General features: G+C 70.1%; 11 protein-coding genes. 5 read left to right on the top strand and 6 right to left on the bottom strand.

From position 1 onward, the window contains the following. Positions 1 to 23: 23 nt before the first annotated feature. The 5 genes from Q2K16_RS32620 to Q2K16_RS32640 all read right to left on the bottom strand — a co-directional run bounded on the left by Q2K16_RS32620 (position 24) and on the right by Q2K16_RS32640 (position 4,883). Positions 24 to 533 (bottom strand): acyl carrier protein, encoded by a 510-nt coding sequence (locus Q2K16_RS32620; protein ID WP_302742552.1) that lies wholly within the window; start codon positions 531 to 533, stop codon positions 24 to 26. A 100-nt stretch (positions 534 to 633) separates the two neighbouring features. Continuing rightward, entirely contained in the window at positions 634 to 1,701 is a 1,068-nt protein-coding gene (locus tag Q2K16_RS32625; RefSeq protein ID WP_368052532.1) for an NAD(P)H-dependent flavin oxidoreductase, read from the bottom strand. Next, a complete protein-coding gene (locus Q2K16_RS32630) occupies positions 1,685 to 2,542 on the bottom strand; it encodes an aminoacyl--tRNA ligase-related protein (RefSeq protein ID WP_302742553.1) in 858 nt (285 codons plus the stop codon). Before Q2K16_RS32630 ends, Q2K16_RS32625 begins: the two co-directional genes overlap by 17 nt. A 50-nt stretch (positions 2,543 to 2,592) precedes the next feature. Beyond that, on the bottom strand, positions 2,593 to 3,477 hold the full coding sequence (locus Q2K16_RS32635) for a diiron oxygenase (RefSeq protein WP_302742555.1): 885 nt from the start codon (positions 3,475 to 3,477) through the stop codon (positions 2,593 to 2,595). Further along, positions 3,474 to 4,883 (bottom strand): condensation domain-containing protein, encoded by a 1,410-nt coding sequence (locus tag Q2K16_RS32640; protein WP_302742557.1) that lies wholly within the window; start codon positions 4,881 to 4,883, stop codon positions 3,474 to 3,476. The genes Q2K16_RS32635 and Q2K16_RS32640 overlap by 4 nt, the downstream gene beginning before the upstream one ends. Before the next feature lie 628 nt (positions 4,884 to 5,511). Here Q2K16_RS32640 and Q2K16_RS32645 point away from each other — a divergent pair. From Q2K16_RS32645 to Q2K16_RS32665, 5 genes are all read left to right on the top strand, one after another. Then, the gene (locus tag Q2K16_RS32645) at positions 5,512 to 7,437 is read left to right on the top strand and encodes an ABC transporter ATP-binding protein (protein WP_302742558.1); all 1,926 of its coding nucleotides are present in this window, start codon (positions 5,512 to 5,514) and stop codon (positions 7,435 to 7,437) included. After that, complete coding sequence (locus tag Q2K16_RS32650; protein ID WP_302742559.1) at positions 7,434 to 9,221, top strand: ABC transporter ATP-binding protein; 1,788 nt, start codon at positions 7,434 to 7,436, stop codon at positions 9,219 to 9,221. The genes Q2K16_RS32645 and Q2K16_RS32650 overlap by 4 nt, the downstream gene beginning before the upstream one ends. 156 nt (positions 9,222 to 9,377) lie before the next feature. Then, on the top strand, positions 9,378 to 9,629 hold the full coding sequence (locus Q2K16_RS32655; protein ID WP_302742561.1) for a helix-turn-helix domain-containing protein: 252 nt from the start codon (positions 9,378 to 9,380) through the stop codon (positions 9,627 to 9,629). Between the two features lie 103 nt (positions 9,630 to 9,732). Next, positions 9,733 to 10,650 (top strand): AraC family transcriptional regulator, encoded by a 918-nt coding sequence (locus Q2K16_RS32660; protein ID WP_302742563.1) that lies wholly within the window; start codon positions 9,733 to 9,735, stop codon positions 10,648 to 10,650. 139 nt (positions 10,651 to 10,789) lie between these two features. Next, positions 10,790 to 13,552 carry an ATP-binding protein gene (locus Q2K16_RS32665; RefSeq protein WP_302742565.1) on the top strand — a complete coding sequence of 921 codons (2,763 nt, stop codon included), beginning with the start codon at positions 10,790 to 10,792 and terminating at the stop codon, positions 13,550 to 13,552. Here Q2K16_RS32665 and Q2K16_RS32670 read toward each other — a convergent pair. Next, positions 13,488 to 14,090 (bottom strand): ferritin-like domain-containing protein, encoded by a 603-nt coding sequence (locus tag Q2K16_RS32670; protein WP_302742567.1) that lies wholly within the window; start codon positions 14,088 to 14,090, stop codon positions 13,488 to 13,490. The two genes, Q2K16_RS32665 and Q2K16_RS32670, sit on opposite strands and share 65 nt — an antisense overlap. Between the last annotated feature and the right edge of the window lie 39 nt (positions 14,091 to 14,129).

The following is a 14,129-nucleotide window of genomic DNA, read 5'->3' on the forward strand; positions in this document are numbered from 1 at the left end:
GACCGGGTCCGCCGGGGCGACAGTCACGACGTGGGTCCGGCATCGGGACGCAGGAAGCGGTGCTCGATACGTTCCAGGGTGCGGAAATCGTCGACGCTCACCTCTTGCAGGTCGATGGGCCTTCCGGAGAGGTCTTCGAGCAGGTAGATGAACTCCAGGAAGTCCAGGGAGTCGATGAGCCGGGCCTCGATCAGGTCCTCCGTCGGGCTGGGCTCGCGGTCGAGTTCGGGGTTCTTGGTCTGGATCCATTCGGCGATCCGCTTCACGACTGCTCCATGTTGTTTGTCGAACGGTGGGATGACGGATCCGAGGAGCCGGAGTTCGGTCACCAGCGGCGGCGGCTCACTTCCCCGGCCGGGGTGATGGTCAGTGGCCACTGGTCGACGCCGCTGGACCTTCTCCGCAGGGCTGGCCGTCGGCACGCCGCTTCGGGGCGCAGCGCCGCCGCGGACGGTGGTCAGTGCGCTCTGTTCCGGTTCGCTGCGATGGTTGGCCAGCCCGCGTGGGCCGTGCGGTGCGGCGGGTTGTCGCACGCACGGGATGGGGACCCGGTCGACGTCCCGGCACGGCCGGGAAAGGACTCGCGGCGTGCGCCGGTGGGCTGCTCCAGCGCCGCGTGCAGCGGCGATCCGGTCATCGCGACCTCCCGGTCGGGACCGGGACAGCCGCGGCCGTCCCGTCTCCGCGTAGGGCGGCGAGGGCCGCGGTGAACTCCGCGCGGAAACCGGCGACGTAGGCTGCGGCCGGCTGTACCGTCCGGAGTGCGGCGCACCCGAGGCCCGCGTACCGGGCCAGCTGCTCGACGTGGCCCTCGGCCTCCTCCGTGGGTGCGGCGGCGGAACCTCGCGGGACTGGTCGGCGTTCACCCATCACGCTGGTCCAGGCGATCAGCGTCGCGGGCAGCGGCTGCGGCGCGTCGGTGACGGGGCTGCGCAGCACCCGGTGCGCACGTCCCGGCCAGCCGATCGAGAAGCGGTCGGTAACGACGGTGTCCTCGGGGCCGGCCTGCAGGAGTGCCGCCTTGTAGGAGGGGTGCGCGGCCGACTCGGCAGTGACCACGAACGCGGTGCCGCACAGCGCGCCGGACGCACCGGCCCGGAGGGCACCGAGCAGGTCGGTGCCGGTGGTTATCGCGCCGGCGACGAACGCCGCGGGCTCCTGGTCGTACTGGGCGAGCAGTTCGCGTGTGCCCAGTGTCCCGAGGTGGTGGCCGCCGGCCTCGATGCCCTGGAGCACCACGCCGTGTGCGCCCAGTCCGGCCGCGACCGAGGCGTCGGCGGCGGTGCCCACCTGGATCAGCAGGCGGTGTCCGGCGGCCAGCACCCGTGCCGCCTCCGGCTCGGGGAGCAGGCCGTAGCTGTTCAGAAGAAGTGGCCGGTCCGCATTGGCGAGCAGCGCGCCCACCTGATCGGTGAGCAGCCGTCCGGCGACCTCGGGGATCACGTTCACCGCGAAGGTGTGTCTCGTGCGCGCGGCAGTGTCGACCACGAGCGCGGCGCTCTGCTCCGGGTTGCTCTTGTAGAGGGCGACGGTGCCGAGCGCGCCGCTGTCGCTGACCGCTGCCGCGAGCGCCGGTCCGGCGATGCCGCCCATGCCTGCCTGGATGAGTGGAAATTCGACTCCGAGGGCTCGCGCCCCCCGCTCCGCCGCCGCCGTCACCCTCGCAGCCGGAACATCGGGAAGGTCAGCCACGAACATCATGGACCTGCCGTAGCGCCTTCTGTGGCGTGCCGTGCGCCTGCAACATCGCGTGTATCCAGCGTTCGACACCGAAAGCAGTGCAGCTGCTGTGTGCGACAGCGCCGGCGCTGGTGATACCGAGCCGTTCGCCGAAGAAGTTGCGGTGCCTGTTCACCGACGCGATGGCGGTGCCGTCGGAGGCGACGAACTCATACTTGACGGGGTCGAGGGCCATCAGTTTGGCCCGCGAGCCGCTCCTGTCGTAGAACGGGTCGCTCGCGGGCTGGTACGACAGTTCGATGCCGAGTCGGCCGGCCAGAGTCTCCAGCAGCTCCTTCGAGCGGGCCAGGTGTTCGCGGGCTCCCTCGGCGGTGCCGAAGTAGACGATCTCGCGCATATGGAAGCCCCAGAGGCGGCGCAGACCGTCGTAGTGGTCCTCGTTGCGGAAGCAGCGGCCGATCGAGGTCAGCCTCAGTCCCGGGCCGACGTCCTGGCTTTGCAACGAGAGCAGCAGGCCGTAGCAGGTGGCCGACGGCAGCAGGTAGCCGGTGGGTCGAACCGGCTGCTCCGCCACCGGGCCCCCGGACGCCAGTGCCTCGACCGCACCGTCCGGAAAGCGGGCGGCGGTCACGCCGAGGTGCGGGAAGTTGCGGAAGTAGTCGAGCCGGGCCAGGCCCTCCGCGGGCAGAAGTGGCGGCCCGACCACTGGGGAGGCGCCGAGTTCGTCGGCCATGTCGGTGAACAGGGCGTCGAGTTCGAGCAGGAGTGCGGCTCGCTGTGGTTCGAGGACGACCAGGCCGGGGCCGGGGTTCAGGAGGGTGAGTTCTCCGGCCGGGGCGGCGGGTGGTGTGCGCGGTGCCATGGGTGACCTGCTCCTGTTGAGGTGGGCGGGACAGGGAGCGGCGGAGTCGCTCAGGCTGCGGCCTGGTCGAACAGGCCGATCCGACGGTAAAACGCGTCGGTACGGGCCGTGACTGCGTCGTGGGCGGCGCTGCGGGAAGGGTCGGCGAGGACACGGCTGCGGAAGGCGAACGGATCGGGGATTCCCGCGTTGCGGTAGGCATCCACGCTGTAGAGCTGTTGCAGCGAACTCGCGATGTACTTCCCCACGTACTGACGGGCCACGGCGATCTCCTTGTTGTCGCCGTCCGCACGCAGTCGCACCCACAAGGCACGTACCAGTTGAGCACCGAAGGCGATGTGCCGGGACTCGTCCTGGTGGTGCACCCGGTTGATGGCGCGAATGGTCTCCGGGAGGGCGGCGTCGGCAGCCATCCTGCTGTTGAAGTGATCGACGATCTGTTCGAAGATCAGGATCCGGCTGAACACGATGAAGTTGTCCAGCAGAGCGGAGTGCTGCTCCTGGGGGAAAGCCATGGACCGGTTGGTGAACAGCTTTCCGCCGTAGCGGAGGCAGAACTCGGCGAAGAACCACATGTGCTCGTTTTCTTCGCCCAGGAAGTGATGGAAGAACGGGGTGGGAATTTCGAAACCGGGGGTGTGGATCCGCTGTACCACCTCTTGCATCAGCTCGCGGATCCCATGCACGTTGAGGCTGTAGAAGTTGATGCTCTCCCACTTCGACAGGGCGAGATACTGCTCGCGGTCCAACTCCGCGGCGGCTGCGGTGCCGTACACCGTCACCAGATCCTCGCTCATCCACAGCGCGCTCTCGGGGATGCTCTCGGGCCACTCGAAAGTCTGGTAGGGGTTGTAGTACTCGTCCTCGGCCGCTGCGGTGAGCCGCGTGACGGCGAGGGCGACCTCGTCGTCCCAGATGGTGGCGTTAGTGGTCATCGGGCGATCTCTCCAAGCTTCTTCTCGGTACTGGTCGTCGCACGCGTCGAGCGGAAGCCCGCCAGGTCGAGAGTGCCGGTGGCGCTGTCGACCAGGAGAATCTCGAAGGCGCGCAGCAGGAGGTCGATGTCGTGGCGCGGGATCAGTTCGGTGTCGGCCATCAGATAGAGCAGGCAGGTGTCGGGCGCGTATCCGGTGTGCAGGAAGAAGGTGGCGTCCTGGCGCTCCCACGAACCCACGAAGGTGACCGTGGTGCGGCAGAGGAGCGCACGCAGTCCGTCCGGGCCCTCATCGGTGTGCGGTAGGTTTTCCCAACGGTCGTGCATACGTTTGTCGTTGAAAAAGCAACCAAGGTTGAGTGCGCCGTGGCTGCGTTCGCGCGCCTCGTCGAGAATCTCGTCGACGGCCGACGGGTCGTACTGGGCATGACGGTAGGCGTTCATTCCGGTCAGGAAGGTCCGGCGTACCGTCTGTTCAAAGGTGTCGTCGTCGACGTTCATTGCGAACAGCGCGTTCTCCACCATGGGTGCCACGAGCCGACGGCTGCGCTCGTCATGCCGGTTGACCGCGATGAGCTGCAGCGCCACGGTGTCGTGCCCGGTGTAGGCACCGAGTACGGCCGCCGTGGCGGCCAACAGCACGGTGCCGGTGCTGACCTGGCATCGTTCGGCAAGCACGGTCGTGGCGACCGCGACGGCGGGGGAGTCCATCGCCAGCCGGACGAAGCGCTCGGGTCCACTCTCGCCGGTGGCCGTACGAAACAGCGTCGGTGGCACGGTGTGCAGCGTTCGACGCCAGTACTCCGCTGCGGCCGCACCGCGGGCGGCACCAGGACCCTCCGCCTCAAAGCGTGCCTGGTCGAGCGGCTGCCACTGCGGTTCCGGCGGCCCGCTGCCGTCGAGCAGCTGCTGCAGATCGCGCTCCAGCTCGCGTACGCCCCAGAAATCGACAGCCAGGTGCGAGAACACCAGGACGGCGACGGCTGGACGTCCGTCCTGTAGGACGAGCGCGCATCGGAAGGGCCATTCCTCGGCGTGGCGAAAGGTCAGGCCCACCAACTCCCGTGCCAGCTCGACCGCAACGTCATCGGCGGAGCCGGATGCTGCGTCCGTCACCTTCAGGGACAGCGCGCCCTCGGCCCAGACCTCCTGGACGGGCCCGTCGCCCTCGTCGTGAAATCGGGTACGCAGCACTTCGTGACGTGAGACGAATGCGCTGAGCACAGTCTCGACCTGTTCGGTGGAGATACCGGCCGGGATCTTCGCGATACGGCGGATGTTGAAGTAGTGAGCATCGTCACCGAGCCAGCGAATGGCCTTCCAGATGGCGCGTTGACCCCACGTCATAGGGGCGGTTTCGGATCGTTTTCCTTGGAACGTCAACGAATGGGCGCCGGGGTACTGCATTGCCAGGTTCCTCAGGTCAGGCATCGCCCAGGGCGACGCGGGTGGAGGTGCCAGGACGATGGAAGAACGATGCCGCGACGACGGCCGGGTGGTCAGCGCCGCACGGAACGCGGAGAATCTGGCATACCGGTCAGGCGCTGACGGGAAAGCGCTGGTAAGGGGGGAGGGGCGCCTCGACACTGAGGCCCGGTTCGGAGCGGCCCTGGGCTCGCGCACGAACTGTCTCCGGGTAGGGCGGAAACGTCAGCGAACAAGCCCGGTATCGCGGCGCATCGCCTCCGATAACGCGAAGGGTGCGAAGCGGCCCGGACTGGACACGCGGAGCCGGACGAACACGGAGTGCAACGGTAACCACATCGATGCAGGTCTGTCTAGACCGATCCCTGTGGCGGATCAGGGATCCGTTCCGTTGTACAGACGAACTAGATGACCATCAATGAAATTCTTGACGTCACACGAGGTCTGAGCCAGACTCTGGACCGCGAGCTTCCCCGGCGACAGTGGCGTTCCCGGGCTCGCGGGAGTCCGCTGTCTCCCTCCTCCGATCGCAATCGGATCCCGGCGAGATGCCCTTCACCTGTGCCGTTTGCTCGTCCTGCGTGCCCTGACGTACTCGGGGGAGTTCCTGATGCCTTCCACGACGCCCGACCCGGGCGCCGGACCGCTTCGACGACGCGCCGTTCGATGGCTCGCCACTGTACGGCTGCTGCGCTACGCACACCCGGGACTGATCGCCGGCGCGGGTGCGCTCCACGTTGCGGTCGGCCTGCTCCCGATCGCCTTCATCCTCGCGACGAGTACCCTGATATCGAGAATCCCTGATGCCATGTCAGATTTTGGTGGCCATGGTGGCACAGGTCGGATCGGTCTCGCGCTGATGCTGGCCGTCGCCGCTTTCGTGCTGCAACAGATTCTCGTCCCGTTCCAGTCGGTGCTGGCTGAACTGGTGATCCGTCAGGTCGACGGCGCGTGCACCGTCCGACTGATGGCGTGTGCGTTGCGTGATCTCCCGGTCGCGGACCTGGAACGGCAGGAGGTGCTCGATGTGCTCTCGGACGCCCGTAACGGCTTCGAGCGGGTGGTCCCCACCCCGGGCGATGCCGCTGCCGGAACCCTGGCTCTGATCGCCCGCTACACCCAACTTGTCGGGGCTGCGGTCATGGTGTCCGTGGTACTGGGACCTGGCATCGGTGTGCTTGTGGCCGCAACGGCGATCGTGATCAGGTTCGGCCAACGCGGCTCGCTGAGCCGCTTCGGCGCGGTACGGGCGACCCTGGCCGGTCCGCGGCGGAGACTGTCCTACCTGCGGCGCACGGCGACCGGAACCGGGCTGGCCAAGGAGGCACGGGTGCTCGGCCTGGTCCCCTGGCTCCGGCAACGCCATGGCACGGAGGCACGCGGCTACCTGGAGCCGTTGTGGGCGACCCGCCGCAGGCTGCTGTTCTGGCCTTTCGTCGCGCTGGCAGGGTTCGGCCTGCTCGGTGGCGGCGCGGCGCTGTCGGCCCTGGCCGAGGACGGCACGAACGGTTCGCTGACGCTGCTCCAACTGTCTGTTGCCCTTCAGGCCGTGCTGATTCCCATGCGCTTCGGCGTCTTCTTCCCCGAGAGTGACATGCAGACGCTCTACGGGTTGGCCGCCCACGACGCACTGACCCGCCTGGAGCAGGTCGCGGCGGATGGGGGCGGCCACGGTCGGCAGTACGACCCCGGTCACGTCCTTGATCAGGCCGGGGCCGTTCGCTTCGAGGGCGTCGGTTTCCGCTACCACGACGGTGCTCCCGCCGTGCTCGACGGGCTCGACCTCGAACTCGCACCGGGGACGTCGACGGCGATCGTCGGCCTCAACGGCGCGGGGAAGACGACGCTGGTGAAGCTCCTGACCAAATTGCACGAACCCACCAGTGGCCGGATCACCGCTGGCGGGACCGACATCGCCGGTATCTCGCCGTCGGCCTGGCACCGGCGCATCGCCGTGATCTTCCAGGACTTCACCCGGTTACATCTCACCGCGGCCGAGAACATCTGGCTGGGCCGACCGGACCTCCTCGGTGACCGCAACGCGCTCCTCACCGCGGCCCGGCGCGCGGGCGCACAGGAGATCATCGACGGCCTCCCGCACGGCGTGGACACGGTCCTCAGCGCCGAGTACGAAGGTGGCACCGACCTGTCAGGCGGCCAGTGGCAGCGGATCGCTCTGGCCAGAGCCTTGCTGGCACTGGAGTGCGGGGCGTCCCTCCTGGTGCTCGACGAGCCCACCGCCCAACTCGACGTCCGTGCGGAAGCCGCGTTCTTCGAGCGCTTTCTGGACATGACCAAGGGTGTGACCAGTGTTATCGTCTCGCATCGCTTCTCCAGCGTGCGCCAGGCCGACCGCATCGTCGTGCTCGCCGACGGCAGGGTGGCCGAATCCGGCACGCACGAACAGTTGATGGAACTCAACGGAAGTTACGCCGAGCTCTTCAGGATTCAGGCGGAACGCTTCACCGCGGACGAAGCCGCCGACCCGTCGACGACTGAACGCTTCCTGCCGAGGATCGACGGAGCGGCCCGATGACCACGGTCCTTGCGGTCCGACACCTTCTGTGGCTCGCCTTCCGCTGTGATCCAGGGCGTCTCGCGCGTGCCTCAGCGATGCTGGCCGCCGGATTCCTGTCCACCCCGTTGATCGCGCTATGCCTCAAGTCGCTCACCACCGCGGCGGTCAATCATGACTCGGGCACCGCCGCTCGGCTGGCGCTGATAACGGCAGCACTGCTGGTCTTTGAGCTCATGATGAACCACTTCGCCCACCTTTCCTACTTCGAACTGGGCGACCTCAGCGAGGTCGAACTCCAGAACGAGCTGATCACGCTCGCCCACGGCGTCGGCAACCTCGAACAACTGGACACTCCGGCCTACGCTGACACCCTGGCGTTGGTCCGCGAGGAACTTCCACGCACCCGCGCCTCCCTGGAGGCCGTTCTACAGCTCGGGGGCCTGGTCCTGCAGATGGGCCTGACGGCGGTCCTGCTCGGCTCGCTCAACGCGTGGCTGCTCCTTCTTCCCGTCGCCGGAGCAATCCCCGTCCTGGCAGGCAATCGGGCTCAGCGTCTGGTGGATCGTGCGAAGGAGGACACCGCTGCGCTGACGCGTCTCGGCCGGCACCTGCTGGAGACCACCACCATGCTCGCGTCGGTCAAGGAGATCCGCCTGTCGGGTGCCGAGGCCATGCTGATCGAACGCCACCAGCGCGACTGGGCTACCACCTCTACCGCGCTACGCAGGGCCCAGACTCGAGCTGCCCTGCTGCGTGCAGCGGGGCAGCTCACCTTCGCCGCCGCCTACGGCGGTGCGATCTATCTGGTGGTTCGGCAGGCGTTGCAGGGCGGCTCGGGGCTGGGCGACGTGATTCTGGTGATCGCTCTGGCCGCCCAGATTTCCTTCCAGGTGTCCAATGGACTCGGCCTGCTGACGATTGTCCAGGCGGCGGGGTGCACGATGGAGCGGATCCGGACACTACGCAGTGTCGCCGCCGCGTCGCCCGAATCTGCCGTACCCGGGTCGGGGAAACTGCCCGCAGTCCTCACTCGCGGCATCCGTCTCGACCACGTCAGCTTCCACTACCCGAACAGCGACCGGAAGGTCCTCGACGACGTCACCCTCGACATCCCGGCAGGCACGGCGCTTGCCGTGGTGGGCGAGAACGGGGCGGGTAAGAGCACCCTGGTCAAACTGCTGTGCGGGCTGTACCGGCCGACCTCGGGAAGAATTCTGGTGGATGACGTCGACCTCGCGTCCGCCGCCCCCGCCGGGTGGCAGCGCCGGGTGTCGACCCTCTTCCAGGACTTCGCCCGGCTGGAGCTGCGGCTGCGGGACAACACCGGCATCGGCGACCTCGACCGAATCGACGACGACCAGGCCCTGCAGCGGGCGATCGACAGGGCCGAGGCGGGCCCCGTCCGGGCGCTCGTCCCCGACGGTCTGGACGGCCTGCTCGGCCGGGGGTACGGCGACGGCACCGAACTCTCAGGCGGCCAGTGGCAGAAGCTCGGGCTGGCCCGCACGCTGCTGCGCCGAGGTCCGCTTCTCGTCGCCCTGGACGAACCCGCCTCCGCCCTGGACGCGACCGCCGAGCAAGCCCTCTTCGAGCGCTTCGCCGACCTCGTCACGGAAACCCGTGCGGACACCGGCGCGATCACCGTACTGGTTTCGCACCGCTTCTCCACCGTGCGGATGGCCGACCTGATCGTGGTCCTGGAACAGGGCAGCGTCTCGGAGGTCGGCACCCATGCGGACCTCATCGCGAGTGGTGGCCTCTACGCGGAGCTGTACCACCTCCAAGCTCGTGCCTACGCGTGACCTCGGTCCTTCCGGGTGGTCGATCGCGCGGGGACCGGAGGTGACGGTCCCTATCGCGGTCGGTCCGGCACAGTGCACGCCGACGTGCGAGCGATCATGGGACCGCGAGAACGTCGACGACCTGCGGCGGCTGGCCGACAGGGGCAGTGAGACGCCATGGTCGACGCGGCAGGCCGTCGTCGAGGCCGCTGGTTGGTCGGATCCGCTGTTGACGACTGGTTGTCGATCGGGGAGGTGGCCCGGCGTACGGGTCTGAGTGTCAGCGCCATCCGGTTCCATGCCGACGAGGGCGTCGTCGCGCCGGCCGGGTACACCGGGGCCGGGTACCGGTGCTACGACGCGCGGGGCGTGGCGGCGCTCGAACCGGTGGGTACGGGCGGATGGGCCGGCGAGCCGGGGTGCCGGTGATCGTCGGGCGGGTCCGGTCACCGGGCCGGGGTGCGGACGGGCGGCCCTTGTCCCACGGTGCCGGCAGGAGCGCCCGGAACCTGACCGTGGTCGCGGTGCTTGAATGGTGGGCATGCCGCTCGACGAGTTGCGCGTCCTGCTGGCCCGGCACGCTCGGCCCGACCTGGGCACCGGCATCGCCGAGGTCCGCATCTTCCGCGCCGACCGGCCCAGCCCGCCGACACCGACCACCTACGGCCGGGTGCTGGCCCTCGTCGCCCAGGGCACGAAGCGGTTCGCGCTCGGCGACCGGGTGTACGAGTACCAGGCCGGCGATTACCTCGTCGCCTCGATCGACCTGCCGGTGACCGCGTACTTCGCCCGGGCCAGCCCGGAGGAGCCGGCGTTGGGCTTCGGTCTGACCCTCCACCCGGCCGCTGTCGCCGAGGTGCTGCTCCAGGCGGACCCGGCGGACCTGCCGGCGCCCGCCCCCCGTCCACCAGCCGGCCTGGCCGTCAGCAGAGCCCCCGTCGAGTTGCTCGACGCCGCCGTCCGGCTGCTGCGCCTGCTCGACCAGCCTCGCGACATTCCCATGCTCGCGCCCCTGATCAAGCGGGAGATCATCTGGCGGCTGCTCACCGGCGAACAGGGCGGCGTCCTGCGCCAGCTCGGCCTGCCCGACAGCCGCCTCAGTCACGTCGCCCGGGCCGTCCAGTGGATCCGCGACAACTATGCGCAGCCATTCCGGGTCGAGGACGTGGCGCAGCGGGCGGGGATGAGCGTCTCCGCGTTCTACCGCAACTTCCAGGCCGTCACCTCGATGAGCCCGATCCAGTACCAGAAGCAGATCCGCCTGCAACACGCCAGGCTGCTGCTCGCCGCCAACCCCGGCGACGTCGCCGGGGTCAGCCGCAGCGTCGGCTACGAGAGCGCCGCTCAGTTCAGCCGCGAGTACCGCCGGCAGTTCGGGGGCCCGCCCCGCCAGGACGCCGCCCGCCTGCACGCCCGGACCGCCACCCGGGCCGCGCCGCGCGGCGGTTGACGGGAACTCGCTTTGTCTTGCCCGTTCCTGCCTGCCTGCCCGACGGATGATCCGGTGCCGGAACACCCCCGGTAGCCTGCCCGGACACAGGGGCGAGGTCGGCCGGGCCGACGGACAACGACAGGCGCGTGAGGTACGGGTGGCCGGTAGCGAACTGTACGGACGTCACGACGACCTGGTGCAGCTCGCCGAGTTCCTCGACGGGGTGCGCCAGGACGGCGGCGCGCGGCTGATCTGCGGCGAGCCGGGGGTCGGCAAGTCCTCCCTGATGGCCGCCGCGACGGAACTCGCCCTCGCCGCCGGGATGCGCGTGCTGCGCGCGTCCGGGTCGGAGTTCGAGGCCGACGTCAGCTACGCCGGCCTGCACCAGCTGCTGCTGCCCGCGTACGCGGCCCTCGACCGCCTCCCGCCCGGTCCGCGCGAAGCGCTGTCGGTGGCGCTCGGGTTCGGCGTCGGCACGCCCCCGGACGTCCTGCTGGTCTGCAACGCCGCGCTGCTGCTCGTCACCGAGCTCACCGCCGACGGGCCGGTCGTGCTGGTGGTCGACGACGTGCACTGGCTCGACCGGGCCAGCGCCGTCGTCCTCGGCTTCGTCGCCCGGCGGCTGGCGGGCCGCCGGGCCGGGCTGCTGGCGTCGACCAGGACGGGCTCGGTGAGCTTCCTCGACCTGCGGGGGCTGTCCGAGCACGTCGTCGGGCCGCTCGACGACGAGTCGGCGGAGCGGCTGGTCGACGTCCGCCACCCGCAGTTGCCGGTACGGGTACGCCGCCGCCTGCTCGACCTTGCCCAGGGCAACCCCCTCGCGCTGATGGAGTTGCCCGCCGCGCTGCTGGGCTCCGTGCGGCGTACGCAGACGCACCCCGAGGTGGTTCCCCTCAGCGACCGCCTTCAGGCGATCTTCGCGGCCCGGTTGACCGGGCTGCCCGAGGCGACCCGGCAGGTGCTGTTGCTCGCCACCTTCGAGGGCACCGGCGACGTCCGGGTGCTCCGCGCCGCGCTGCCCGACCGACCGAGCCTGGCCGACCTGGCCCCCGCCGAGCGGGCGCAACTGGTACGGGTGGACGACCCCACGGCCCGGGTCGCGTTCCGGCATCCGCTGATCCGGTCGGCGATCGTCGCCATGTCCACCCACGAGGAGCGCCGCACCGCGCACGTCGCACTCGCCGGAGCCCTGGTCGACGACGAGGAGCGCCGCGCCTGGCACCTCGCGGCGGCAGCCGTCGGCCCGGACGAGGCGGTGGCGGAACTTCTTGAGGACGCGGCGCACCGGGTGATGCGCCGGGGGGACGGGTTCGCGGCGGTGGCGGCCCTGGTCCGCGCCGCCGAGCTGAGCGCCACGAGCGCCGGCCGGGGACGGCGGCTCGCCGAGGCCGCGTACATCGGCGCGGAGGCCAGCGGCACCATCGACGACGCGAAGATCCTGCTGACCGACGCGCGTCGGGCGGCTCCCGACCCCGTCGGTTCCCTGCACGCGGCCAACGCGACCGCCTTCCTCATGATCAACGGGGACGGTGACGTGAGCACCGCCCACCGGCTGCTGGCGGGTGCCATCGAGACCGGGGACCACGGCTACCGGGCCGACGACCCCGCGCTCGTCGAGGCCATGCACACCCTGCTGCTGCTGTGCTGGTACGCCAGCACCCCGCGACACTGGACGCCGTTCTTCACGGCGCTGCGTCGGATCCGGCCCCGGCCGCCGGACGTGCTCGCGCTGGCGAGCGACAGTTTCGCCGACCCCGTGCGCACCGGGAAGGCGGCGCTGCACCGGATCGACGCGGTGCTCCGGACGCTGACCGACGACGCCGACCCCACCCGCGTCATGCGGATCGGTACGGCCTCGGTGTATCTCGACCGTCTCGGCGACTCGCGGGAGGCCTCCTGGCAGCTGGTCCGGCACGGGCGCAACGGCGGAGCGCCCCGCCGGCACCTCGGGGCCCTGATGCACCTGTGCCTCGACGACTTCCTGACGGGCCGGTGGGACGAGGCCGAGGACCTCGCCGTGGAGGGCCAGCGGACCTGCGACACCAGCGGCTTCTCGTTCTTCGCGTGGTACTTCCGGTACAACCGGGCGATCCTGGCCGCCGGCCGGGGACGGTTCGCCGAGGCGTACGCGCTCGCCGACGAGATCACCTACTGGGCGCTGCCCCGGGGCGTCGCCGCCGCGGCGTTGTTCGCGCAGCATCCCCGGGTGCTCGCCGCCATCGGGCAGGGTGACTACGACGCCGCCTTCGGGCACGCCGCCGCGATGAGCCCGCCCGGCGTGCTCGCCTCCCACGTGCCGCACTGCACCTGGGTCATGTTCGACCTGGTGGAGGTGGCCGTCCGCACCGGGCGTACGGCCGAGGCCCAGGCCCACGTCCGGGCGATGCGCGACGCGGACGTGGCTGGCCTGTCGCCCCGGATGGCCCTGCTCCAGGCCGGTGCCGAGGCCGTCGTCGGCGACGACGAGGCGGTGACCCGCCTGGAGACCCTGCTGGCCGACCCCGCGACCCGGCGGTGGCTGTTCGACGGGTCCCGGGTGCGGTTGGCCCTCGGGGAGAGGCTGCGGCGGACCCGGTCGCCGGTGGAGGCCCGCCGGCACCTGCTCGCCGCACGCGACGGTTTCGCCGCCATGGCGGCCGAACCCTGGCTCGCCCGGGTGGAGAGGGAACTACGCGCCTGCGGCTATCGACCGCCCCCACGGCAACGGGGCGACCTGACCGCGCTGACGGCGCAGGAACTCCAGATCGCCGAACTGGCGGCGAGCGGCATGACCAACAAGCAGATCGCCGGGCGTCTGTACCTGTCCCACCGGACCGTCGGCGCCCACCTGTACCGGATCTTCCCCAAGCTGGGCGTCACGTCCCGGGCCGCGCTCCGGGACGCTCTGCCGCCGTCTGCTGCTGAGCAGACTGCGCGCTGAGCTCGTCGGCCTGCGTCTCCTTCGCTTCGAGCAGCCGCTCCAGGAGCCGCCGGGTGGTGGGGTCGTCGTCGCCGATCCAGCGCACCGCCTCCTGCAACGTCTGGACGAGGATCCGTGCCCCCACGAGGTTCTGCGTCACGATGCCGACGACGTCACCGTCGGGGAACGCCCGGAAGGCGACCCGGGACCGGGCGCTCAGGTGCTGCGGGTCGTAGTCGCCGACGCACCCGAGTTGCCGGATGCGGGTCGCGACCAGCCGGGCGTCGCCCCGGTCACGGTCGGCTCCGGCGAACAGGAGTTCCGCGAGCGGCCGGGACGCCGGGGCGCGGACGACCAGCGCGTGCTGCTCGTACTGCAACGAGGACACGACCAGGCTCGCCAGCAGCACGTTGAGCAGCCGTGTGGCCGCCGTCAGATCGACCCGGTTCGACGGCGTGACCGGCCCGTCGTCGAGGTCGAACAGGGCCCGGTCGCGGACCTCGCGCATCCGCAGCACGGTGGGCGGCGATGCGGGGTGTTCCCGTCCTGATGGCGTCACGCCGTCGATGGTGCGGCGCGGCTCCCGGCCGCGCATCTG

Origin of the sequence: Micromonospora cynarisoli (assembly GCF_030518815.1) — a bacterium.
Lineage (GTDB): Bacteria > Actinomycetota > Actinomycetes > Mycobacteriales > Micromonosporaceae > Micromonospora > Micromonospora wenchangensis.

What these genes read in the sequence shown, in the direction of transcription:
- Q2K16_RS32625 (WP_368052532.1), bottom strand. Translation starts at nt 1,701, where the DNA reads ATGATGTTCGTGGCTGACCTTCCCGATGTTCCGGCTGCGAGGGTGACG.
- Q2K16_RS32630 (WP_302742553.1), bottom strand. Translation starts at nt 2,542, where the DNA reads ATGGCACCGCGCACACCACCCGCCGCCCCGGCCGGAGAACTCACCCTC.
- Q2K16_RS32635 (WP_302742555.1), bottom strand. Translation starts at nt 3,477, where the DNA reads ATGACCACTAACGCCACCATCTGGGACGACGAGGTCGCCCTCGCCGTC.
- Q2K16_RS32640 (WP_302742557.1), bottom strand. Translation starts at nt 4,883, where the DNA reads ATGCAGTACCCCGGCGCCCATTCGTTGACGTTCCAAGGAAAACGATCC.
- Q2K16_RS32645 (WP_302742558.1), top strand. Translation starts at nt 5,512, where the DNA reads ATGCCTTCCACGACGCCCGACCCGGGCGCCGGACCGCTTCGACGACGC.
- Q2K16_RS32650 (WP_302742559.1), top strand. Translation starts at nt 7,434, where the DNA reads ATGACCACGGTCCTTGCGGTCCGACACCTTCTGTGGCTCGCCTTCCGC.
- Q2K16_RS32655 (WP_302742561.1), top strand. Translation starts at nt 9,378, where the DNA reads ATGGTCGACGCGGCAGGCCGTCGTCGAGGCCGCTGGTTGGTCGGATCC.
- Q2K16_RS32660 (WP_302742563.1), top strand. Translation starts at nt 9,733, where the DNA reads ATGGTGGGCATGCCGCTCGACGAGTTGCGCGTCCTGCTGGCCCGGCAC.